This is a genomic window from Clostridium lacusfryxellense, assembly GCF_018861735.1.
GTDB lineage: Bacteria > Bacillota > Clostridia > Clostridiales > Clostridiaceae > Clostridium_AD > Clostridium_AD lacusfryxellense.
In genome coordinates this window covers 1-23362 of sequence record NZ_JAHLEB010000029.1, presented here as the reverse complement: position 1 = coordinate 23362, position 23362 = coordinate 1, and the positions used below count along the sequence as shown (strand labels likewise).

The window sequence follows — 23362 nt, the reverse complement described above, 5'->3', positions numbered from 1 at the left end:
TTAAATATCAAGCTTACACCTAACAGTATAATACATTATTGTAGGATAAGGTATTACTAAAAGAAACTTTTTTATTTTAGATATTAATTAATAAAGATAAATATAATAAAACGCCTATATATCATCAATGATATATAGGCGTTTTATTATATAGTGCTTTTTTAAGATATGATATTACAAAGTGAAATTTCTAAGTTTAATTAAAGCCTCAGACTTTGCTATTAAAAATTTAGATCTTGAAATAGCTTCTTCGACATTATTGCAGATATTCTGTGCACATAACATATCAATAAAACCATATTTAGCAAGAGCATGAAGTGGCTGGTCTTGAAGATCTAAAAGTATTAACTCTGTGTGGTTTTTTTTGCAAATATTCTGAAGCATAGATAAAGCATGGTATCCTGTAGCATCGATGGCAGGTACGTTTGACATTTTTATAATTAAGACTTTAGGATGAACTCCTATTTCCTTAACTGCACGTATAAATTTATCTGCCGCTCCAAAGAAGAAAGGACCGTTAATTTCATATAAAGATACATTTTCTGGAGTCTTTATATTATCTAAGGTATCTAATTGGTCTTCGTCTTCACTATCATCAAGAATAAAGCGCACATCTGTAACATCTGCCATCCTTCTCATAAATAGCAATGATGCAAGAAGCAGTCCTATTCCTATAGCAATTACAAGGTCGAAGAAGAGCGTCAGTGAGAAAGTAACTAAGAGCACTGCGGCATCACTTTTAGGAGCCTTAAATATTTGCGTAAATGACTCCCATTCTCCCATATTGTATGATACTACAATTAATATTGCAGCAAGGGATGACATAGGCACAAGTTTCACATATGGCATAAATATAAGTAGTATTATGAGAAGTGCTAAAGAATGAACTAAACCAGCTACTGGAGTTCTACCTCCGTTTTTAACATTAGCAGCAGTTCTTGCTATTGCACCAGTAACTGGAATCCCTCCAACTAGACCTGAACAAATATTAGCTATGCCTTGAGCGACGAGTTCCATATTAGAACGATGTGAAGCGCCGATCATACCATCAGCGACTACTGCGGATAACAAAGATTCTATTCCACCCAAAATTGCAATGGTTAGAGCAGGAAGCATTAACTCTTTTATCATAGCGAAAGATGTATGGGGAAGAGAGATTCCTGGTAATGAACTAGAAATTTCACCAAAACGGCTTCCGATGGTTTCTACATTCAAATTGAATACAAGGGTTAGTACAGTAGCTAGTACTATTGCAATAAGTGTACCGGGAATTTTTTTGTTTATTTTAGGCCAAAATACAATTATTAAAAGTGAAAGTAAACCGATAATTACACTTTGCATGTTTAAAGTATTAAAATGCTTAATATAAGCGATCCATTTTGGAATAAAGTCAGAAGGTACGGTTTCCATGTGAAGACCAAAGAAATCTTTAATTTGAGTTGAGAAAATAATAATAGCTATACCACTTGTGAATCCAGTAGTAATAGGGTATGGGATATATTTGAGCATGCCGCCAAATTTTAGAAGGCCCATTATAATAAGAAAGAAGCCTGCCATTATTGTAGAAACAATTAGTCCGTCAATGCCGAATTTTTCAACAATGCCAAATACAATTACTACAAAGGCACCTGTAGGTCCACCGATTTGGACTCTACTTCCTCCAAGGAGGGATATGACAAAGCCACCTACGATTGCGGTGTAAATTCCTTTTTCAGGAGATACCCCAGAGGCTATGGCGAGAGCTATGGCTAGAGGAAGAGCTATAATAGCAACAATAATTCCAGCGATAAAATCTTTAATGAATTGGTCTTTGGAATAGTCTTTTAAGCAGGTAAACAGTTTTGGGACGAACATAATTTTCACTCCTTTATTTTAATTAGTATTCGAATATTGAAAATAAATTAAATTCAAGTAATTTTCACTTGAAACATCTTAATTTATATTATTAAATTTTAAAAACGACATTTATAATTATATCATATTTTACAAAAAAAAACAATGAAAAACATGTATTTTTTTGTAATATAAAATCCTTTTGTTGATTTGATATAAATTTTTTGATACAATATATTGAAATAGGGCGAAATGTGCTATAAAAATGATAATTAACATGTAAGGGGACATTTTATGAAACAAAGTGAATATTTATTTAATATACATTCGTTATATAATATAGCGAGATATGCCTTTCTGAAAATTGAGTCTAATTATGCAAGGACGGTAGAGACATCTGGGATAACACTACCACAACTTAGAATTCTTTGGATCATTAAAGTATTTCCAGGGATTTCACTTAGTAATGTTGCTAAGATTGGATGTTGGTCGTCACCAACTGTAAGTAATATGATAAAAATTTTAATAGGTAAAAAGTTAATATATAAAGAGGAAACTATTAATAAAAAGGTCTATAGGTTTCAACTTACGGAGCTGGGAGATTTGTTTATTAATATAAACAAACAAAACAAGGGTAAAAAAATATATCTGTTTGATTTGATTGGTATATTTTCACATAAGGAATTAGATTTTATTATAGAAATATTTACAAAAATTATTATTAAAGAAAAGAAAGAGTTTATATTTGATTATATAGCTAGGATCAATGAAATGAACTTGAAAATAGACATAACAGGATACGATGAAAATACAATTAGTATTATTAAAAAAACAATTAGTGTATATAACCTTTTAAGAACATTTATCTTAACTATTAAAAGCAATCATAGCGAACCACTTAAAGAATTTAATATAACCTATGCACAGCTTAGGGCGCTGTGGATAATTGAGGCATTCCCCGGAATTACATCAAGCGAGCTAAGCGAAATTAGTTTCTGGTCGCCCTCTACAGTTCACGTAATAGTAAAAAATTTATATTGTAAACAATATATTCATAAAGAAAAAGCATTAATAAAAAATGCTCATTACCTTGATATATCTAAATTAGGTGAAATTTTGATAATAGAAGATTATATTAAAAATCAAAAAACTTTATTAATCTTCGAGGAATTAAAGGATATAAGTCCAAATGATATTATATCTTTAAATCATTTATTAGTGAAAATGAATAATAAATTAGGAAATTGTAAAACTGAGGAATATGTTAAGAAAACATTTGCCATCATTAAAGATCGTGCATTTTAAAAATAAGAAAAAACAAACTTAATGTTTGTTTTTTTGCATTTAAAATAGAAAATATTAAAATAAATTTTAAAAACAATACATAATTTAAAAGAATAAATAGCAAATTAGTATAAAGCGATATTAAATTCATAAATTATTATATAAGGATAAATCTAGTAATTGATATTATATAGTCTATAAAATAGAAAGGCGGTATAGAAATGAATAAAACTTTAAGAACAATTGCGATTGTAGTAGCAGTAGTCCTATTAATAGCAATGCCAGTTGTTGGAGGCTACAATAAGATGATAAGCCTAGAACAAAAGGTTAAGGTATCAGAAGGAAATATAGATACACAGCTACAAAGAAGGTCTGATTTAATTCCTAATTTAGTAGCAACGGTGAAAGGTTATGCTTCTCAGGAAAAAGATATTTTTACGCAAATTGCAGAGGCCAGGGCTAAACTTGGTGGTGCTAAAACAGTAACAGATAAAGCGCAAGCTGATAGTGAACTTGGAAGCGCAGTTTCTAGACTTTTAGTAGTTGTTGAGAATTATCCGGATTTGAAATCTAGTGCAAATTTTAAAGATTTAACAGTTGCATTAGAAGGAACCGAGAATAGAGTAGGCATAGCAAGGCAGGATTATAATACAAATGTTAATAATTATAATAGTACCATTAAAAAATTTCCAAACTCAATTATAGCAGGGATTTTTAGATTTGATGAAAAGGCATATTATAAGGCTAGTGAATCAGCTAAAGAAGTACCAAAAGTTGACTTTACTAAATAGGAGATAGAATATGAAGAATTATTTAATCAGATCAATTAAAAAAGTCTATAATATTTTTAGGATAACACATATTAAAGATAAAGTTAGAATTAGAGTTCTTTCTATAGGTATGATTAGTATATTGATATTAAGTCAAATGATTAGTATGAATTTGGTCAGTGCTGAGGTTATTTATCCTAAAGTTACGCAGCTAAAATATGTTAATGACTATGCTAAGGTGATGGATAATGATTCCGTACAATATATTTTGGCGGTAGGAAAAGAATTGGAAGATAAAACAGGGGCTGAGGCTACAGTGGTGGTTGTGGATTCTTTAGAGGGCCAAACTATAGAGAGTTATGCTAATGGTCTTTTCAGAGAATGGAAGATTGGTCAAAAGGACAAAAATAATGGTCTGCTAATCTTATTATCGATAAAGGAAAAGAAGTGGAGGGTGGAAGTAGGTACAGGGCTAGAAGGTGCAGTTACAGATATATACTCTTCAAGAGTTATGAATGACTTTGCAGTCCCTAAATTCAAGCAAGGGCAATATGGTGAAGGGTTTAGGGAGGCCTACTCGACTCTATCAGATAATATAGCTAAAGAATATGGTGTAACACTAGAAAAGAATATTAATGTGCCACAACTAAACGAAATTTCGAAAAATTCCAATGGATCTAAAAAAGGAAATGGTATTTTAATAATTGGATTTATTGTATTCCTTTTTCTAGACTTTATTTTTAATAAAGGAAGGATATTTAGATTTTTGATCAAAATGCTGTTTTGGAGTTCAATCCTTGGACGTGGTGGAAGAAACGGTGGAAATGGCGGCGGTTATGGAGGTTTTGGAGGTTCAGGAGGAGGTTCTTCTGGAGGTTTCGGTGGAGGTTCATCAGGTGGTGGTGGATCTTCTGGAGGATATTAGTAACTATTTGAAAAATATAATCAAATATTAAAAGCAGAAAATATTTTATTTTCTGCTTTTAATATTTTGTATTTTTAATATTTAAAAAATTATTTAAATATTATTTTTACATTCTCAAACTCCATATCTGATAATATATCTAATAAAAGTAATTTAGCGTTGGTATTTGCTCCATCTAAAAAGGATGTGTTCAATAAATCTACTTCAATCTTTTTTTTCTCATTACTCATTTCATCTATCATATCTTGCATACTAAGTTTATTAAACAATGACGATTTCTCGTCAAGAACGGACAAATCCTGGTCATTCACAACATGATCTAGAATTTTAGATTTATTTAAAGTTATAGTGATATTTTTGTTATGAACAACAACATGTATATCTTTTAAATCTACACCTGCTTTAACATAGCCGCTATACTTAATTAAAAATGATTTTTCGGTGAATGGAATCTCAAAACTATTTAATTTTTTACTATTAGATAAAGATATTATTTTAGAGTAACTATATTTAATAGTGGAAAGTTCTGATATTTTAGATAATTTTTCAGCTATAATAGTGGATTTAGTAAGATCTCGATTTTTAACAATATTTGAAATGAAAAACGATAGTATAACAATTATGGTTATACATAAAAAAACAATAAAGAGGATAAATTTGTTTTTATGTTGTATAGGTTTTTTTAATGATTTTAATTTCATAATGAAACAACTCCTATTAATATTTAGTACGAAATAATAATATATTTTTATAAAAAGTATGTTTTAAACTAGGAAATTATGTATAATAATTAAGAAAGACACATTTCTTGTTAAGTTGAAAAATTTATTATACTAAACAAAAAAACACAATAGGGGGAATTTAAGTGGATGTTAACAATCTTCCAAGAGTTGCTTATTTTTGTATGGAATATGGACTAAATTCAGATTTTAAAGCTTATGCGGGTGGACTAGGAATACTTGCAGGTGATCATCTAAAAGGGGCTAAAGACTTAAATCTACCACTGGTGGGGATAGGGCTGAAGTGGAAACAAGGATATACTGATCAGTTTATAGATGATAATGGTGAAGTTTATGATACATACCATAATTATCATTATAATTTTTTGAAAGATACAGGAGTAAAAGTAACTGTGAAGGTCAGAAAAGTAGATGTGGTGTGCAAGGTATGGAAATTAGATGAATTCGGAAATAATCCAATATATTTATTAGATACTGATATACCGGAAAATGGTGATGCCTGGATAACGGGACAATTGTATGGATGGTTTGGAGAAGAAAGAATTGCTCAAGAGATAGTATTAGGTATTGGTGGAGTAAAAGCGTTAAGAGCACTAGAAATTTCTGTAGATGTATATCATTTTAATGAAGGGCACGCAGTTCTTGCAGCTACGGAGCTTATTAAAGAAGAAATGCAATCAGGCCGTAGCTTTGAACTAGCTTGGGAAAAAGTTCGAAGTAAAGTGGTATTTACAACTCATACCCCAATAGTTGAAGGAAATGAGTCTCATGATCTTTATAAATTAGAATATATGGGAGCATTTAATGGATTAACTAAATCGCAGATGGTTAGATTAGGCGATGAACCATTTAATATGACAATAGCAGGTCTTAGGCTTTCGAGAAAGGCAAATGCAGTAGCAAAGCTTCACGCCGAAACCGCAAATAAAATGTGGAAAACTGTTGCAGGAAGATCCGAAATCATTGGTATAACTAATGGAATTCATAAACCAACTTGGGTTGATGCGCGAATTACTAAGGCTTTCGATAATGATGGCGACCTATGGGGAGCGCATTTAGCTGTTAAAAAGGAATTAATAGAATTTATAAAAGAAAGAACTGGTATTTTGCTTGATGCTCAAAAGTTACTTATTGGGTTTTCAAGAAGGGCTGCACCGTATAAGAGAAGTGATTTAATATTTACAAGTGAAGAAATTATTGCGCCGCTACTTAAAAGTGGAAAAATTCAGATCGTATTTTCAGGAAAAGCTCATCCACTTGACGATACAGGAAAAGAGATAGTTGCTAAACTTGTGAGAATGATGAAAAAATACCCAGGAAGTGTAGTATTTCTTGAAAACTATGACATGAATATAGGAAGAGAGTTAACTAGAGGGTCAGACATTTGGCTAAATAACCCTAGAAGACCGTTAGAAGCTAGTGGAACATCAGGAATGAAAGCTGCAATGAATGGAGTGCTTAATTGTTCTATTCTAGATGGCTGGTGGCCGGAGGCTTGCATTGATGGTGTAAATGGATGGCAGTTTGGAGACGGAGTTTCTCTAAATGATTTATCAGAAGCTGAATTAGATAAACATGACACTTTGGCTCTTTACGATACTTTAATAAATAGAGTTATGGATACTTATTATAATAACAGAGAAAAATGGGTGGAAATGATGAAGGAAAGCATAAGAACTACAAGTCAAGAGTTTTCCGTAGAAAGAATGTTAGATGAATATTATAATAAAATGTATATAAAGTAAAACGTAAAAACAACTTCAAAACTAAGTTTTGAAGTTGTTTTTATATATATTAATAATTTTATTTAACCTTAACAATCCAGCCTTCCGGTGCCTTTACATCTCCAAACTGAATCCCATAAAGTAGATCATAAAGTTTTCTAGTGATTGGGCCTACTTCCGTTTCACTATAGAAAACATGAAGGTTACCTTTATACTCGATACCGCCAATAGGTGTTATTACTGCAGCGGTTCCACATGCGCCTGCTTCTATAAACTCACCAAGACTATCTATTGGAATAACTCTTTCCTCTATGTTCATCTTTAAGTACTCTTTTGCAATATGAATCAAAGAGTATTTAGTTATACTAGGTAGTATTGATGGAGACTTGGGGGTTGCAAATACATTATTATTCGTAATTCCAAAGAAGTTTGCAGCTCCAACTTCTTCAATGTTAGTATGAGTTGCTGGATCAAGATATACACAGTCTGCGAATCCTTTTTTGGTAGCTTCTACATGTGCAAGAAGACTTGCAGCATAATTACCACCAATCTTATCAGCGCCTGTTCCATGAGGTGCAGCTCTATCAAATTTTTCGGAAATCATAAAGTTCACTGGTGCTAGACCACCTTTGAAGTAAGCGCCTACAGGACAACAGAAGACGCCAAATAAAAACTCAGGAGCTGGACCTACTCCAAGATTGTCACCGATTCCTATAACATAAGGTCTGATATAAAGAGTCGCTCCACTTCCGTATGGTGGAACAAAAGCTTCATTTGCTTTAACAACTTGTAAACATGCATCAACAAATTTATCAACAGGAATTTCGGGCATAAGAACACGCTCACAACTTCTGTTAATACGTTTAGCATTTTCATCAGGTCTAAATAGTTGTATACTACCATCCTTAGTACGATAAGCTTTTAAGCCTTCAAAACATTGTTGACCATAATGAAGAGATGTTGAGGCTTCGCTTATACTGATATTGTTATCTTCAACTAGTTTTCCAGCATCCCATTTACCGTCTTTCCATATTGAAATATAACGTAAGTCTGTTTTGCTATAGGCAAAACCTAATTTATCCCAATCAATGTTAACATTTGTACTCATATTAATCCTCCTACTATGCAAATTCATTGCCAATTAGTTATTTTATATAGAATTATAACATAAAGTTTGGATAAATAAGGTGTTTTCAGTATTTTAGCAAATTAAATGCAGAATATTCTAAAAACGAATAAAAAGTTGCATTAATAAAATGCTTAAAATAATTTTTTGAAGCAGTTTTTACACAAAGAGGTTTTACCTTTATTGGCTGAAATATACTCGTCCTTTGATACTAGTTTTCCACAGATCTCGCATTTAAGTTTTGAATTAGAAGTATTAACAACACAACATTTTGCGTTATTTATAGGAGTATTTATTGTATTTGATTTAGAAATTTTACTTGATTTAGAGCCTATTGTGTTTTTCTTATTTGAAGGAGGCTTATAACTTATAGGTTCTTGTTTTTCTTCTTTTTTAGTTATTGAATAATCAATAGAATATGTACTTTCACCAAAAAGTTCTAATTCAAACCTTGGATTTTCTTTATCATAAAATTCTTCAATAATAAGTTTTGTAATTTGGGCATCATTTACTATAAGACCGCTTTTTTCTATTCCATCAAAAATACTTTTTGTTATGTTAGTTGTATCAGGATGCCGTTTTGAACTTTTATAATATACTTTTAAGACCGCAATAAGGGATTCTGTTAGAAAAGTACTTGAGTTTTGAATTCTACACTGGTAGGCAATTTCTTCTTCATATAAAGCATATCTATCATGGTACTTACCAGAATTATAAGGTAGAATAGCTCGTCCATTCATGTTGGAAAGTTTAAAATTGGATTTTGTTATAGGGGAGCCTTTTATTATTACCTTTGCATAGGTGTTAATCATGTATGCCTCCAATCTGACTTAAAAAATAATTGCATCTACAATTATATCATAGAAAGAGATATGCATCGGGAGGTTATTCCAAAAATTAATACAACTTTAAAAGTTAAGAGAATTTAAAAAGTATCTAGATTTTAAAAAGTATATAAAAATTTGAAATGATAAAGTTAATAAAGTATAATTAGTAGTGTTATAAATGAACGCAAAAATTATTAGAATAAAAATTGTAGCATATAATTTAAATATAGATAAGAAATTATTAAAGGTGGGTAAGGATAATGGATAAAGATATTAAAATACTTGCGATTGAATCAAGTTGTGATGAGACTGCTGCATCTGTGGTTGTGAATGGTCGAGAGATTTTATCAAACATAATTGCATCGCAAATTGATATACATGAAAAATTTGGTGGTGTAGTACCGGAAGTGGCGTCTAGAAAGCATATAGAAGTAATTAGTGCTGTTGTTCAAGAGGCGTTAGACGAGGCTAAAGTTACATTAGATGACATAGATGCAATAGGAGTAACTTATGGACCGGGACTAGTAGGAGCGCTGCTCGTAGGTGTTCAATATGCTAAGGGACTGGCTTATGCAACTAATAAACCTCTAATTGGGGTAAACCATATTGAAGGGCATATAAGTGCTAATTTTTTGGAATATAAGGATCTTAAACCGCCATTTATGTGTTTAGTTGTTTCCGGTGGTCATACATTTATTGTATATATGAAAGATCATGGCGAATTTGAGGTCATGGCTCAAACTAGAGATGATGCTGCTGGAGAAGCTTTTGATAAGGTAGCGCGTGCAATTGGGCTAGGATATCCTGGTGGTCCTAAAATAGATGAAATAGCAAAACAAGGGAATGCAGATGCTATAAAGTTTCCAAGAGCTAAATTCCATGATACTAGTTTGGATTTTTCGTTTAGTGGAGTTAAGTCGTCGGTTCTAAATTACTTGAATAAAATGAACATGAAAAATGAAATGATTAATGTGCCAGATGTAGCTGCATCCTTTCAAAAGGCAGTGGTTGATGTATTAGTAAATAACGCTTTAGAAGCGTGTGAAATTAAGGGCGTAAATAAAATAACTATAGCTGGAGGCGTAGCATCAAATTCTTGTCTTAGAGAGACAATGGTAAAAGAAGGGGCAAAAAAGAATATAAAAGTTTTATTTCCAGAGATGGTGTTATGTACCGATAATGCTGCTATGATTGGAAGCGCAGCTTATTTTGAATTTATCAAAGGCAGATTTTCGCCATTAACGCTTAATGCAATACCAAACTTAAAACTTGGAGAAAGGTAAGAATATAAAAAGAATAGGATATTATAAGTCAATATCCTTTTCCTTAAGCTTTCTATTAATAAATCTTTCGAGTAATAGCAAAATTATTGCCATGGTAGGAACTGCAAGGAACATACCAAGAACTCCAAATGTTCCACCGCCGATAAGTATTGAGAGGATAATAAGTAATGGGCTCAAGCCAACGGATTTTCCAAGGATTTTTGGACCTAAATATAATCCATCAAATTGTTGAAGTATAATAATGAATATAAGTACCCAAACGGCTTTTATAGGGCTAATAAATAGTGTAATAAAGAAAGCTGGAACCATTCCGATTAATGGTCCAAAATAAGGAATCATATTTGTAACTCCAACAATTAAACTTATAAGTAAAACATTAGGCATTTTCATAATGCTTAATCCTATAAAACATATGATGCCAATAATTATAGAGTCAATAAATTTTCCTACAATGAAACCAGAGAAAATAGAATTTGCTTCTTTACCGAATTGTAGGATGCTATCTGCATTTTCTTCCTTTAAAACGGCATATATTAGTTTTTTTGTGTTTAGTATTAATTTTTCTTTATCCTTTAAAAGATATAATGATACAACGAATCCTAGCATAAACTTCATAAATGAAGAAGTGAACCCTACGGCGGTTAGGAATGCAGCGTTGATACCGGTATTTAAATATTTAGCAAGGTTTGACATAAGAGTAGACGTACTTTCATCTAAATATTTGGTTATACCATATTTATCTAATAGTTGAACTTTGTCCATGTTTTTATAAAACCATGAGCGAGTATTAGAGACATAATCAGGAGTAGATAGTGTAAAGTCACTAATGCTAGCACCTATATTGGGGGTTATTATTGTTATGCTGAAAACTATGATGCCTAAAAGAATGATATAGATAATAAGTAGGGTTATATAACGTTTTGTGTGAAATCGTTTTTCCATGCTTACCATAATAGGGTTTAGTAAGTAAGCTATTCCGAATGCCCATATAAATGAACTTATGTATGATATAAAAACACTAGCGGAATCGGCGAACATTTCTATGTGATTTACTAATCTGAATAAGATAAATGATAATAAAATTATAGGGATTAAATTTAAGTAAGGGATTTTTTTATATTTTAACAAGTTAATTTCACTTCCTTAACTGTTGATTATTTTTTTAATAATGAGATGATATAATTATATCATCTCATTATTAAATTTAAAAGATGTTTATATGTTTTTAAGTCTATTTTTATGTGAGAGAAATTGTAAATTTTTAAATAAAATGTTACAATTTTTTTATCAGATGAAATTATAAATATCCTATTCATTTATTAAAAATATTAAACTTAACAAATATAAGAGATAGGAGAAATAATATGCTTAGAATACTCCTGGTTAATGATTGTAAATTTGAAAATTTTATTATGAGAGATATGCTTAAAAGTTTAGGATGCGAAGTTAAGATTAAAAGAATACAGAATTAAGGCAAGACCATTATTTTGCAAATACTGTGGTGAAAAATTACATAATAGTGATGAGCAAACAAAGTTTTGTGAATATTGCGGCAAAATGGCATAAATTTTAATTAATGAGTATATGATTATAAATATCATATACTCATATTAATTTAAAATTAAAAATTAATATTCGCATACTTATTTATATTTTATTGAAAATATGTAAATTAATTTAAAAATAATGGAAATAAAATCAATAAAATATATAACATGAACTAGAAAGTTATTAACAAAGAAAAAATAGTTCAAAACATTATGATTTCCAGTTGATACCCTTTTATAAGTGGAGTATAATAATCTAAGTTTCAATGATTTTAAATGATAATTATTTTTATAAATTTAGACGAGGAGCAAAATTATGGCGAACCATCAAAATAATACTAAAAAAAATTTTAAGCTACCTAATAAGGTTATGTGTTTATTTTTAAGCGTATTTACCATGGTTGCTTGTTCAAATATAAATGGAAAAATTAATATAGATTCAAATGGGAATAAAGGTCAAGTTAAACCAATAAATAATATTAAACCGATAAATAATGATAAAATAACAAAAATAGCATTTGAAAAGAATAATAGTATATACCTTTATGATGAAACGAATGGACAAATTAAATCACCAGGAGATAATACAAAATCAAAAGACTTGCTAGCACTTTCACCAGATAAAACAAAAATAGTCTTTAGATCCTTTGACGAAGTAAAAGCAGTATATCCTCCACATATAATTGTTTATGATATTAAAACGCAAGCACTAACAGATATTATTGTAAATGACAATAATGTTCAACAGATAATTGAACTTAAATGGATAGATAATGAACATATTTTAGTAACTGGGCATATTGATCCATCAGCCTCTGGATATGGGGTATACAATATAAAAAGTAAACTTGAGATAATGTCTTGCGTGGGAACAATAATAGATGCTAGTATAAATAATAAAAATATCCTTTATAGCAATACACCACATATATTTCCACAGCCGAAAGCTAATTTTTATCTTAATGGTAATAAAATCTTTGAAGTTAGTGACATTAAGGAACAAATATTAGATGGAGTAATATCTAAGGATGGTAAAATGATTGCCTTTAGGAGTGGGGTGGAAGATAAAGAAATAAAAGATAAAACAAATACGTATCTTAATATAGCTAAAATTAATAGTGATGGAAAAACGATAAGTGAAATCAAAAAAATAACTATAACTAATGATACAACGGGAAACTTAAGATTTGACGATGAAAATAACTTAAGCATTATAAGTGATGAATTTCTATATAAATTAGAAAATGGAAAGCTTATTAAGGAGAAAAATACATTGCCTAAGCAAGAAGAGATTTCAGTAGAGCAACTAAAAAAATTCAAACAAACATTATCAAATCTATTTCCAGATGAAGTTATTTCTGATGATACTGTATTAGAGGATATAGACGTTTACAATATTATATCGTTTTAGTATCCTACCCAAATATAGGAAAAAATAATTTGAGGTGATTTATTTTAAATATTGTTAACAAATAATTTTAAATTTGGTATAATAACCTTAATGGTTTCAGAAAAATATGGAAGAAGGTTTATTATGAAAAGTGGAAAATCTTATAAAACACTAAGCAAAAATAAACATGTTAAGTCATTACCAACATTAATGGTTAACAAATTATTAATGTTACTAGGAGCTATTATACCAATATCAATGTTCGTGGCTTATGCTATGAAAGAGAATTTTTTCTATGTTACAATTATTTTATCCATTTTTGTGTTAATTATAAGTGTGGCCGCTTATTTAAAAGGTGAAATTATATATTACCGTCCGAAAGTTGTACATCATGGTAATGTCTTAAAGAATAAAAAAAATGTAATCAATGAAACTTCCAACAAGAAATTTTCATTGTCACTTAGTAATGGAACTGTACAAGTTATGTTTTCAATAATAATAATTATATTAATGGCTGGTGTTGGACAAGCTATATATAAAGTAATTGGTTAGGTCACGTTAAGGAGAGCAAAAATGATTAATAATTATAAGTTTTTTAGAAATAAGGATTGTGAATATTTTCCTTGCCACAAAGTTGAAAATGATGAGAACTTTAATTGTTTATTTTGTTATTGTCCATTATATTTCTTAGAGCAATGTGGTGGAAATGGTAAATATGTAAACGGAATTAAAGATTGCTCGACATGTTTAATTCCACATTCTAAAAATGCCCATGAATATATAGTAGGAAAGATAGTGGAAGTAAATAAAACAAAAAGGAAATGATTATCTATTAAGGCATATGAAATTTCTCCTGCATGCATCGCAAAAGAACTAGAAACAAGAAATTTGATTAAGAAATTCTAATCTTTTGCTTATATAAAATCCTCTATCGCTCACACTCGGCGTCCTGCCTCGGGTTCGCTAGCCTGCCGTCCTGGCAGGCTTACGAGGATTTTATAGTCGCAAAAGAAGAATATCTAAATCAAATTTAAATTGTTTCGTCGTTTCTATTTGCGGGTCACTCTGGAGAAATTTCATACTCAATATGAGTTAATCAAGTACTAAAGGACGATTGAAATGCGAAAAACATTTTGATCGTCTTTTTTTATTGTGATGATAGAATTAAGAATAAGTTCAACTAGGTAGTTATGTTGGATTTTTTAGCGAATTTTGCATTTTGATGATTTAAAGACTATAATGTAAAGTATAGACGAATATAATCGAATAGTTATACACAAAATAGGGTTGAAAATAAAGCGCAAAGTTTATTTAAACTCTGTTAAAGAGAGGCACTGAAAATTCAGCGCCTTTTTTATACCTAAAAACGGAGAGTATGTCGGTTTTAATTAATGAAATTAAGGTTTATTAAAATATGGAGGTTATAACATGAAAGTAAATAGAAGGTTAGAATTATTTGAAGATATAACAGACGAGCAGTGGAATGATTGGGAATGGCAAGTTAAAAATAGAATTGAGACTGTAGAGGAATTAAAAAAATACATACCATTAACTGAGGAGGAAGAAGAGGGTGCTCAAAAATGTCTTCAAACATTAAGGATGGCTATAACTCCTTATTATTTATCATTAATAGATCCTAGTGATCCTCATGATCCAATAAGAAAGCAAGCTATACCAACTGCACTTGAATTGAATAAGGCAGATGCTGATTTATTGGATCCACTCCACGAAGACACAGATTCACCAGTACCGGGATTAACTCATAGATATCCAGATAGAGTGCTACTACTAATAACGGATATGTGCTCAATGTATTGCAGGCATTGTACAAGAAGAAGATTTGCAGGCCAAAATGATAATTCAATGCCAATGGATAAAATAGATAAAGCAATTGAGTATATTCGAAATACACCACAAGTTAGAGACGTATTATTATCGGGTGGAGATGCTTTGCTTGTATCAGATGATAAATTAGAATATATAATTAAAAAATTAAGACAAATACCACATGTTGAAATTATAAGAATAGGTTCAAGGGTTCCGGTAGTGCTTCCTCAAAGAATTACTATAGAACTAGTCAATATGTTAAAGAAATATCACCCAATTTGGGTAAACACTCACTTTAATCATCCAAATGAAATTACAGATGAATCAAAACTTGCTTGCGCGAGACTTGCAGATGCAGGAGTGCCACTAGGTAACCAGTCAGTTCTTTTAAGAGGAGTAAATGATTGTTCTCATATTATGATGGACTTAGTACATGAACTTGTTAAAATTAGAGTTAGACCTTACTACATATATCAATGTGATCTTTCCATGGGACTTGAGCACTTTAGAACACCAGTATCTAAAGGGATTGAAATCATAGAAGCTTTACGAGGACATACTTCGGGATTTTGTGTACCGACATTCGTTGTTGATGCTCCAGGTGGTGGTGGTAAAATACCAGTAATGCCAGGATATGTTATATCTCAAAGCCCTGAAAAAGTAGTACTTAGAAACTTCGAAGGAGTTATAACTACGTATGAACAGCCAACGGGTTATACTTCGATTTGTCACTGTGAAGCTTGCACTGGAAAGAAAAAAGTTCATAAGGTTGGAGTTGCAGGATTATTAAATGGCGAGAAAATGTCCATGGATCCAGTCGGTCTTGAGAGAAATTTAAGAGGAAACAAGTAATAAAATAAAAAAACATTAAAATAAAATAATATTTAAGCACTCATCAAAATAATAATCCTAGAGAGTAATCTCTAGGATTATTATTTTGATATTTATGATTAAAGTGGTAACACTTGAGGTAAAAATACGTAAAATAGTATCACAAGTAATTTTAGTTTGGGAGGGTCAATTTGGAAACCCTAAAAATAGGCTCAACGGGAACAAGGGTAATGGAAATACAAGCACTACTTAATAAATTAGGATATGATGTGGGTGAAGTGGATGGAATATATGGGACCAGAACTGCGGAGGCGGTAAGTAAATTCCAAAGATATTTCGGATTATCTCCTACAGGCGTTGTAGATGATGTCACTTATAAACTCATGAATAGATTTCTATCAGGATATGATACTTATAGAATTAGGCCAGGGGATACGGTATACCTTATAGCAAAAAAGTATTATACAACCCCTGCAAGTATAATAACAGCTAATCCTCAAATAAATCCTAAGGATTTACGAGTTGGACAGGTAATCAATGTTCCCTACTCATTAGATGTGGTTTATACAAATATAGATTATACTTATGACATTATGAAGAGGAATTTAGAAGGATTAAAGGTTAGATATCCATTTATTGAGCTTGGAAGCGCTGGTAAAAGCCAATTAGGAAAAGAGCTTTATTATGTTAAATTAGGTAAAGGGCCTAATAAGGTATTCTACAATGCATCTCATCATGCTATTGAGTGGATAACTACGGTTCTTTTAATGAAATTTGTTGAAAACTTTTCTAAATCATATGCATTAGGGCAAAGTATAGAGGGGTATAACGTAAATGATATATGGAATAAAAGTACCATATATGTTATGCCTATGGTAAACCCCGATGGAGTTGATTTGGTGTTAAATGGGCTAAGCCCAAGTAATCCATACTATAATGATTTAATTAAGTGGAATAATGGAAGTCTTGATTTCTCTAAAAATTGGAGTGCTAATATTCGCGGCGTAGATCTAAATCATAACTATGATGCAATGTGGCAAGAGTCTAAGGATGCAGAAGCCAGCTATGGAGTATATGGACCAGGACCAACAAGATACTCAGGGACTTCTCCGGAATCAGAAACTGAAACTAAAGCCGTAGCAAACTTTACAAGAGCCAATGATTTCAGATTAGTAATAGCATATCACAGCCAAGGTGAAGTAATATACTGGAATTATCAAAATTTAGCAACTGATGAAGCTAAAAGGATTGCGACAATATTTTCACAATTAAGTGGTTATCAGCTAGGCGAAACTACAGGAATTACAAGTTATGCAGGGTATAAGGATTGGTTTATAGAAAAGTATAGAAGACCAGGATATACCATTGAGGTTGGACTTGGAGTAAATCCTCTTCCAATAAGTCAATTTAATAAAATATATAGAGATAACATCAAAGTATTATTAGAAGGAGCATTAATTTAACTATTATAGACATTAAAGGTTCAGCATGTAGGCTGTTCTGATAGTAGAGCATTCGTTAACAGAATCTAAGCTTATTTCATGACAATTTTCCTAACGCACTTATTCGACGTCCTGTCTCAGAAGTGCTAACAGCACTTCCTGTGCTGTTTACGGAAAATTTTCACTACATAAACTAAGATTCTGTAAAACTCATTTTATACTATCTCTCACATCATACATGCAGAACATTAATTGTATTAAACAGTAGTTTAATAATAAACCATATTATATATTTAGAAGTAAATTAACAAGTTGATTTCTTACTCTAAATATAACACCTATATCCTTATTTTACATAGTAAATAAAGCTATATAAGTTTAATTTATACTATTGTTTTCGCTGTTGGTTTGATATTTTTCTTGGTTTTGATGCATTCTTCTCATTGCAGTTCTTGCAATAGGTTGTACAATAATAAGTTCCAAAAATATAGCTGTGCAAAAGTTACGTGGCCAGTGAATTGGGAATTCTTTAATGACTTCCAAACTGAACCCACTTGCTAAAATTCCTCCCACGATTGTCATAATAATTGACATACCAATAACGGTAAAAAATGTCCTAAACATAATATGAGCATTTAAACTATCTGTTGGTGAAATAAAAACATTTACTAGTTTATCAGCTATCTTACCCACAATAGATGCTTCAAGTATCATTGCAATTATAAAAACCAATGGAAATGATTTTAATGATATTACTATAGCATCTCTTGAAACACCACCCATGTGAATACTAATATTCAAAGTTGCCATGAAAATACAAGTCAATGCACATATAACACCCCCATAAACCAACCCTTCTTTTCCGTTTCTAGGCATACAATTCTCCATAATTTCCTCCTCTGTTTTACTTAAATCAAAAAAAATGCGTTGTGCCGACGATGATGTAACCGTCGGTACAACGCATTGAATTTGTTTTGACTTTGGTAGTATAGCATAATATTTTAATTCATGTAATACATTAATTTTATTTTTTAATTTTGCTAAAATTACTTTTCACAAAACATTTAGTGAGGTTAGCATTTATTTGATTACAACATTATTTAGCTAAATAGGGCTATAAAAACGAATCTATTATTTTAAGTGAAATATATTCTTTAAAGTAGAATATAATAAAATGTTGTTTCCTCATTTTATTATATATAGCAAATCTATTTTGGACATCATTGTCAAGAATAGAATAAAACATGATTTTTCACCGGAGTGACTTGCATAAGAAGTGAAGAAATATTGAAATTTAATTTAGAAATTCTTCTTTTGCGTTATAAAATCACCGTAAGACTGCCAGGACGGCAGTCTAGCGAACCTGAGCCAGGACGGCGAATGTGAGAGTTAGGTGATTTTATATAAGCAAATGATTAGAATTCCTTAATTTAAGTTCATATTTCGAACTCGTATGAAAGGCACTCCGGAGAATTTCATGCCCTTTCTAGAGCAATACCCCTCATTCTGATTCTGCTATAATTTCTTCCCATGTTTCATAAAGTTTTTCAAGTTTCGTTTTAATAGTTGCTATTTCATTATTAACCTCAACACTTCGATTTGGATTTGAATAAACCTCTTCAAGGCAAAGGTCATTATTTAATTTTTCTAATTCTTCTTCCATCGAAGCAATATTGTCTTCTAAAACTTTAAAGTCAATTTTCTTTTGTTTTTCTAATTTATCTTCATTTCTCTTTTTCTTTTTATCAGAATTGATTTGAGTTTTTGACATTCCGTCATAAGCTTCTTCAACTTGGAAACGGAGGGGGTTTTTCTTTTTATCTATATAATAACTATAATTACCTAAATACTCTTTAAGTCCATCTTGATTTAATTCAAGTATTTTATCAATAACCTTGTTTAAAAAATATCTATCATGAGATATTACAATGACTGTTCCATCATATCCTAGTATTGAATCCTCAAGAGCTTCACGAGACATAATATCTAAATGATTTGTTGGTTCATCTAAAAGTAAGAAGTTTGCTTTAGATAACATGATTTTAAGTAGATTTATCCTACATCTTTCACCACCACTGAGCGTAGAAACTATTTTAAATACGTCTTCACCAATGAACAAAAATGCGGCGAGAGCTGTGCGTACCTCTGTGGTGCTGAGTTTAGGGAAATCATCCCAAACTTCATCTATTATAGTTTTTTCTGGATTTAGATTGGATTGTTCTTGGTCATAATATCCTACAAAAATACTTTTTCCTAATATCTTTATGCCTGTATCGCTTGTCATTTTATCCATTATAATATTAAAAAGAGTCGTTTTTCCTCGGCCATTTTCGCCAATGAGAGCGATTTTTTCGGACCTTTTTACATCCAAATCTAAGTTCTCAAATAACAGATTGTCACCAAAGCGTTTTGACAAATTTTCTATATGCAGCACGTCATTTCCGCTTTTGATCTCTGTTTCAAATCTAATCTTAGCTTCCCTAGGATCTGTGTCTGGAACATCAATGCGGTCCATTTTATCCAAAGATTTTTGTCTGCTTTCAGCAGCTCTTACACTTTTTTCTCTATTAAATGATCTATATTTTGTTATAATATCCTCTTGTCTTTTTATTTCTGAGCGTTGTAAATTGTATGCTTTTAATTGGATTTCATAATTTATCTTCTTTAAATCAATAAAAGCTGTATAGTTTCCGTTATAACATTCAACATGACCATTAATAAGTTCGAATGTTTTATTTGTTATAGCATCCAAAAAGAATCTGTCATGGGATATTATAAACATAGTTCCTTTATATGACTTTAAATAATCTTCTAACCATTCTATAGCATCTAAATCCAAATGGTTAGTAGGCTCATCTAGTAAAAGTATATCGGGATTTTTAAGTAATAACTTACAGAGTGCAACTCTAGTTTTTTGACCTCCGCTTAATATGTTTATTGGTTTAGTATAGTCCTCTTCTGAAAATCCAAGACCTTTGAGAATTTTACTGATTTCAGCTTTATATGTGTAACCACCGCGATTATTGTAGAGCTCGGTGTATAATGTATAATCTTTTATTACTTTATCATGGTATTCTTTTTTTGAAACATTATAAGGTTCATTCATTTTCTTTTCTAAATCTTTAAGGTCTTTTTCAAGGTTTATTAAATTATCAAAAACTAAAAGTGTTTCTTCATATATTGTGTTCTCAAAATCTAATGATAAGTTTTGAGATAAATAGCCAACCTTTTTATTTTTATCTATAAATAGCTCACCATTATCTTGATCTAATTGTGATGTGAGTATTTTAAAAAGCGTAGATTTACCTGCTCCGTTAGCACCGATAAACCCAACTTTTTCACCTTCATTTATACTTAAAGTTATTCTGTCTAAAATAACATCTATACCATAACTTTTGTGAATATCTTTGCAACTTAGAACTATCATTTTTTTTCGCCTTCCCGTCGTGTAAAATTAATATTATAAAATGTAGTATTAATTTAAATTCATATCTATATTATTGTACTATTTATGTGTAAATTTTTGTAGTGTTATATGAATATATAACAATAATTTTTAATAATAGTATAAAAAGAAACAAAAATGGTTAAAATTTCATATGGACTATTAAATAAAAAGGTTTATATTTGCATAAAGAATTGATTTACCGTATAATAATGTAGTAAAATAGGTAATATAAAATTTATGATGGTTGCAGAGGAGTGTAAATTGTGGAAGCGAAAAAGAATATATCAATGGCAGTTATTAGAAGACTACCTAAATACCATAGATATCTAAGGGAACTTCTAAGAAATGATTTAGATAGAATATCCTCAAAAGAATTAGGGGAAAGAATTGGTTTTACAGCGTCTCAAATTAGACAAGATCTGAACTGTTTCGGAGATTTTGGACAACAGGGATATGGATATAATGTAAAAGAACTATTAAATGAAATTAGCGCAATATTAGGGCTATCAAAAAAATATAAGATGATAATAATAGGTGCGGGCAACATTGGTCAAGCTATAGCAAATCATACTAGATTTCAAAAGTTGGATTTTAATATGACAGGTATATTTGATGTTAACCCAAAACTCATAGGCCTGCGAATTAATGATGTTGAAGTTATGGATATAGACGAGTTAGTTGGGTTTTTAAGAGTGACACCTATAGATATCGGTGTGATATGTGTATCAAAAAATAATGCACAAGCAGTTTGTGACATAATGGTGGCAAATGGGGTCAAAGGTATATGGAATTTTGCGCCTGTGGATTTAGCAGTACCTAAAGAAGTAATAGTAGAGAATGTTCATTTAAGTGAAAGTTTATTAACTCTTAGTTGCTTAATGAATGGAAAGACATATACTTAAAATATACAAAAATGAATAAGGTTCACTTGGTACAATTCTATTATAAAAAATAACTTTTACAAAAAAAGTGATTTTTGTTGAATTATTAACCTCAAAGGGATATAATGAAGTTGAAGCGAGGGGCCTTATTTTTTAATATGGTTAATCGTTATATTATTAACAATTATAAATTTGTTAATGGATTTATTCGTAAGGAGTGATATTGTGGAATACAAAAATATTGTTTTTCAAAAAGAAGACAAAGTTGCAGTACTTACAATTAGCAGACCAAAAGCTCTAAATGCATTAAACTCAGAAACATTAAAAGAGCTAGATTTAGTAATTGATGAAATTGCTAATGATGACGAAATTTATGCGGTAATATTAACAGGTGAAGGCAAAGCGTTTGTTGCAGGAGCCGATATATCCGAAATGAAAGATTTAGATGTAATAAGCGGAAGAAAATTTGGACAATTAGGTAACAGAGTATTCAGAAAATTAGAAAGTTTGGAAAAACCCGTAATAGCTGCGGTGAACGGTTTTGCTCTTGGTGGAGGATGTGAGCTTTCTATGGCTTGTGATATTAGAATAGCATCGTCTAAAGCAAAATTTGGACAACCTGAGGTAGGCCTTGGTATAACACCTGGTTTTGGTGGTACTCAAAGACTTCCTAGACTTGTAGGGCTTGGAATGGCTAAAGAATTAATATATACAGCGAAAATTATTAAGGCTGACGAGGCACTAAGAATCGGTCTTGTTAATAAAGTTGTTGAGCCTGAGGAGTTATTAGCTGAAGCTAGAGCACTTGCAAATATAATTGCAGGACAAGCACCTATTGCAGTAAGCCTTTGTAAAGCAGCAATTAATAAGGGAATGCAATTAGATATAGACTCAGCAATTGCATACGAAGCAGAGATATTCGGAGAATGTTTTTCTACTGAAGATCAGAAAAATGGAATGACAGCATTTATTGAAAAAACAGAAAAATGCTTTAAAAATAAGTAATTAAAAGTACTCTGTATAAACAAGGCGGATAACAATCATTGATTGTTATCCGTTTCAGAGATTAGCGAGGAGGAAGGTTCATGAATTTTACATTGACAAGAGAACAAGAATTTGTAAAACAGATGGTAAGTGAATTTGCATTAAACGAAGTTAAACCTTTAGCTGCGGAAATAGATGTAACAGAAAGATTTCCTAGCGAAACAGTAGAAAAAATGGCTAGATATCATATGATGGGTATTCCAATAGCAACTAAGTACGGTGGAGCTGGCGGAAACAATTTATCATATATTATTGCTGTTGAAGAGTTATCAAAAGCTTGTGCAACTACAGGAGTTATACTATCAGCTCACACATCTTTATGTGCTGGACCAATAGATGCTTTTGGAACTGAAGCTCAAAAAATGAAATACTTAGTTCCACTTGCAAATGGATCTAAATTAGGAGCTTTTGGATTAACTGAACCTAATGCAGGAACAGAT

20 protein-coding genes are annotated in these 23362 nt (G+C 30.9%); 13 read left to right on the top strand and 7 right to left on the bottom strand.

The window, feature by feature from the left end:
- Nucleotides 1-174: 174 nt before the first annotated feature.
- Nucleotides 175-1854 carry a SulP family inorganic anion transporter gene (locus tag KPL55_RS15630; protein WP_216307678.1) on the bottom strand — a complete coding sequence of 560 codons (1680 nt, stop codon included), beginning with the start codon at nt 1852-1854 and terminating at the stop codon, nt 175-177.
- Between the two features lie 273 nt (nt 1855-2127).
- Between KPL55_RS15630 and KPL55_RS15625 the strand changes: the two genes are divergently transcribed.
- From KPL55_RS15625 to KPL55_RS15615, 3 genes are all read left to right on the top strand, one after another.
- Nucleotides 2128-3138, top strand: coding sequence for a MarR family transcriptional regulator (locus tag KPL55_RS15625; RefSeq protein ID WP_216307677.1), 1011 nt, complete (start codon nt 2128-2130; stop codon nt 3136-3138).
- 200 nt (nt 3139-3338) lie between these two features.
- On the top strand, nt 3339-3908 hold the full coding sequence (locus KPL55_RS15620; RefSeq protein WP_216307676.1) for a LemA family protein: 570 nt from the start codon (nt 3339-3341) through the stop codon (nt 3906-3908).
- A gap of 109 nt (nt 3909-4017) precedes the next feature.
- Nucleotides 4018-4812, top strand: coding sequence for a TPM domain-containing protein (locus KPL55_RS15615; RefSeq protein WP_246599548.1), 795 nt, complete (start codon nt 4018-4020; stop codon nt 4810-4812).
- A gap of 89 nt (nt 4813-4901) precedes the next feature.
- Here KPL55_RS15615 and KPL55_RS15610 read toward each other — a convergent pair whose 3' ends face one another.
- The gene (locus tag KPL55_RS15610; protein WP_216307674.1) at nt 4902-5513 is read right to left on the bottom strand and encodes a DUF4230 domain-containing protein; all 612 of its coding nucleotides are present in this window, start codon (nt 5511-5513) and stop codon (nt 4902-4904) included.
- Between the two features lie 164 nt (nt 5514-5677).
- Here KPL55_RS15610 and glgP point away from each other — a divergent pair, with 164 nt between their 5' ends.
- Nucleotides 5678-7297, top strand: coding sequence for an alpha-glucan family phosphorylase (gene glgP, locus KPL55_RS15605; RefSeq protein WP_312887314.1), 1620 nt, complete (start codon nt 5678-5680; stop codon nt 7295-7297).
- A gap of 58 nt (nt 7298-7355) precedes the next feature.
- Here glgP and KPL55_RS15600 read toward each other — a convergent pair whose 3' ends face one another.
- A complete protein-coding gene (locus KPL55_RS15600) occupies nt 7356-8384 on the bottom strand; it encodes a branched-chain amino acid aminotransferase (RefSeq protein WP_216307673.1) in 1029 nt (342 codons plus the stop codon).
- A gap of 152 nt (nt 8385-8536) precedes the next feature.
- A complete protein-coding gene (locus KPL55_RS15595) occupies nt 8537-9214 on the bottom strand; it encodes a RusA family crossover junction endodeoxyribonuclease (RefSeq protein ID WP_216307672.1) in 678 nt (225 codons plus the stop codon).
- Between the two features lie 275 nt (nt 9215-9489).
- On the opposite strand from KPL55_RS15595, the gene tsaD reads away from it, so the two are divergent.
- Nucleotides 9490-10512 (top strand): tRNA (adenosine(37)-N6)-threonylcarbamoyltransferase complex transferase subunit TsaD, encoded by a 1023-nt coding sequence (gene tsaD / locus KPL55_RS15590; RefSeq protein WP_216307671.1) that lies wholly within the window; start codon nt 9490-9492, stop codon nt 10510-10512.
- 21 nt (nt 10513-10533) lie between these two features.
- On the opposite strand, the gene KPL55_RS15585 is transcribed toward tsaD, so the two are convergent.
- Entirely contained in the window at nt 10534-11640 is a 1107-nt protein-coding gene (locus KPL55_RS15585) for an AI-2E family transporter (RefSeq protein ID WP_216307670.1), read from the bottom strand.
- Nucleotides 11641-12375: 735 nt separating this feature from the next.
- Here KPL55_RS15585 and KPL55_RS15580 point away from each other — a divergent pair.
- From KPL55_RS15580 to KPL55_RS15560, 5 genes are all read left to right on the top strand, one after another.
- Nucleotides 12376-13470, top strand: a complete 1095-nt coding sequence (locus tag KPL55_RS15580; protein ID WP_216307669.1) for a hypothetical protein — start codon at nt 12376-12378, stop codon at nt 13468-13470.
- A 123-nt stretch (nt 13471-13593) separates the two neighbouring features.
- A complete protein-coding gene (locus KPL55_RS15575; protein ID WP_216307668.1) occupies nt 13594-14001 on the top strand; it encodes a hypothetical protein in 408 nt (135 codons plus the stop codon).
- Nucleotides 14002-14022: 21 nt separating this feature from the next.
- Entirely contained in the window at nt 14023-14274 is a 252-nt protein-coding gene (locus tag KPL55_RS15570) for a cysteine-rich small domain-containing protein (protein WP_216307667.1), read from the top strand.
- A 603-nt stretch (nt 14275-14877) separates the two neighbouring features.
- Nucleotides 14878-16128: a lysine 2,3-aminomutase gene (kamA, locus tag KPL55_RS15565; protein ID WP_216307666.1), complete on the top strand. Its 1251-nt coding sequence runs from the start codon at nt 14878-14880 to the stop codon at nt 16126-16128.
- A 170-nt stretch (nt 16129-16298) separates the two neighbouring features.
- Nucleotides 16299-17570 carry a M14 family metallopeptidase gene (locus tag KPL55_RS15560; protein WP_216307665.1) on the top strand — a complete coding sequence of 424 codons (1272 nt, stop codon included), beginning with the start codon at nt 16299-16301 and terminating at the stop codon, nt 17568-17570.
- 357 nt (nt 17571-17927) lie between these two features.
- On the opposite strand, the gene KPL55_RS15555 is transcribed toward KPL55_RS15560, so the two are convergent.
- Both KPL55_RS15555 and abc-f read right to left on the bottom strand, forming a co-directional pair.
- Entirely contained in the window at nt 17928-18437 is a 510-nt protein-coding gene (locus KPL55_RS15555; protein WP_216307664.1) for a DUF2798 domain-containing protein, read from the bottom strand.
- Between the two features lie 613 nt (nt 18438-19050).
- Nucleotides 19051-20976, bottom strand: coding sequence for a ribosomal protection-like ABC-F family protein (abc-f, locus tag KPL55_RS15550; RefSeq protein WP_216307663.1), 1926 nt, complete (start codon nt 20974-20976; stop codon nt 19051-19053).
- A gap of 284 nt (nt 20977-21260) precedes the next feature.
- On the opposite strand from abc-f, the gene KPL55_RS15545 reads away from it, so the two are divergent.
- The 3 genes from KPL55_RS15545 to KPL55_RS15535 all read left to right on the top strand — a co-directional run.
- Complete coding sequence (locus tag KPL55_RS15545) at nt 21261-21899, top strand: redox-sensing transcriptional repressor Rex (protein WP_216307662.1); 639 nt, start codon at nt 21261-21263, stop codon at nt 21897-21899.
- 204 nt (nt 21900-22103) lie between these two features.
- Nucleotides 22104-22883 (top strand): short-chain-enoyl-CoA hydratase, encoded by a 780-nt coding sequence (locus tag KPL55_RS15540; protein ID WP_216307661.1) that lies wholly within the window; start codon nt 22104-22106, stop codon nt 22881-22883.
- An 80-nt stretch (nt 22884-22963) separates the two neighbouring features.
- A partial coding sequence (locus tag KPL55_RS15535) for an acyl-CoA dehydrogenase family protein (protein WP_216307660.1) occupies nt 22964-23362 on the top strand: 399 nt, incomplete at its 3' end.

Coding starts and splice junctions, on each gene's coding strand:
- KPL55_RS15610 (WP_216307674.1), bottom strand. CDS start 5,513: ATGAAATTAAAATCATTAAAAAAACCTATACAACATAAAAACAAATTT.
- abc-f (WP_216307663.1), bottom strand. CDS start 20,976: ATGATAGTTCTAAGTTGCAAAGATATTCACAAAAGTTATGGTATAGAT.
- KPL55_RS15630 (WP_216307678.1), bottom strand. CDS start 1,854: ATGTTCGTCCCAAAACTGTTTACCTGCTTAAAAGACTATTCCAAAGAC.
- KPL55_RS15570 (WP_216307667.1), top strand. CDS start 14,023: ATGATTAATAATTATAAGTTTTTTAGAAATAAGGATTGTGAATATTTT.
- KPL55_RS15575 (WP_216307668.1), top strand. CDS start 13,594: ATGAAAAGTGGAAAATCTTATAAAACACTAAGCAAAAATAAACATGTT.
- KPL55_RS15625 (WP_216307677.1), top strand. CDS start 2,128: ATGAAACAAAGTGAATATTTATTTAATATACATTCGTTATATAATATA.
- KPL55_RS15555 (WP_216307664.1), bottom strand. CDS start 18,437: ATGGAGAATTGTATGCCTAGAAACGGAAAAGAAGGGTTGGTTTATGGG.
- kamA (WP_216307666.1), top strand. CDS start 14,878: ATGAAAGTAAATAGAAGGTTAGAATTATTTGAAGATATAACAGACGAG.
- KPL55_RS15595 (WP_216307672.1), bottom strand. CDS start 9,214: ATGATTAACACCTATGCAAAGGTAATAATAAAAGGCTCCCCTATAACA.
- KPL55_RS15600 (WP_216307673.1), bottom strand. CDS start 8,384: ATGAGTACAAATGTTAACATTGATTGGGATAAATTAGGTTTTGCCTAT.
- KPL55_RS15580 (WP_216307669.1), top strand. CDS start 12,376: ATGGCGAACCATCAAAATAATACTAAAAAAAATTTTAAGCTACCTAAT.
- KPL55_RS15620 (WP_216307676.1), top strand. CDS start 3,339: ATGAATAAAACTTTAAGAACAATTGCGATTGTAGTAGCAGTAGTCCTA.
- tsaD (WP_216307671.1), top strand. CDS start 9,490: ATGGATAAAGATATTAAAATACTTGCGATTGAATCAAGTTGTGATGAG.
- KPL55_RS15615 (WP_246599548.1), top strand. CDS start 4,018: ATGATTAGTATATTGATATTAAGTCAAATGATTAGTATGAATTTGGTC.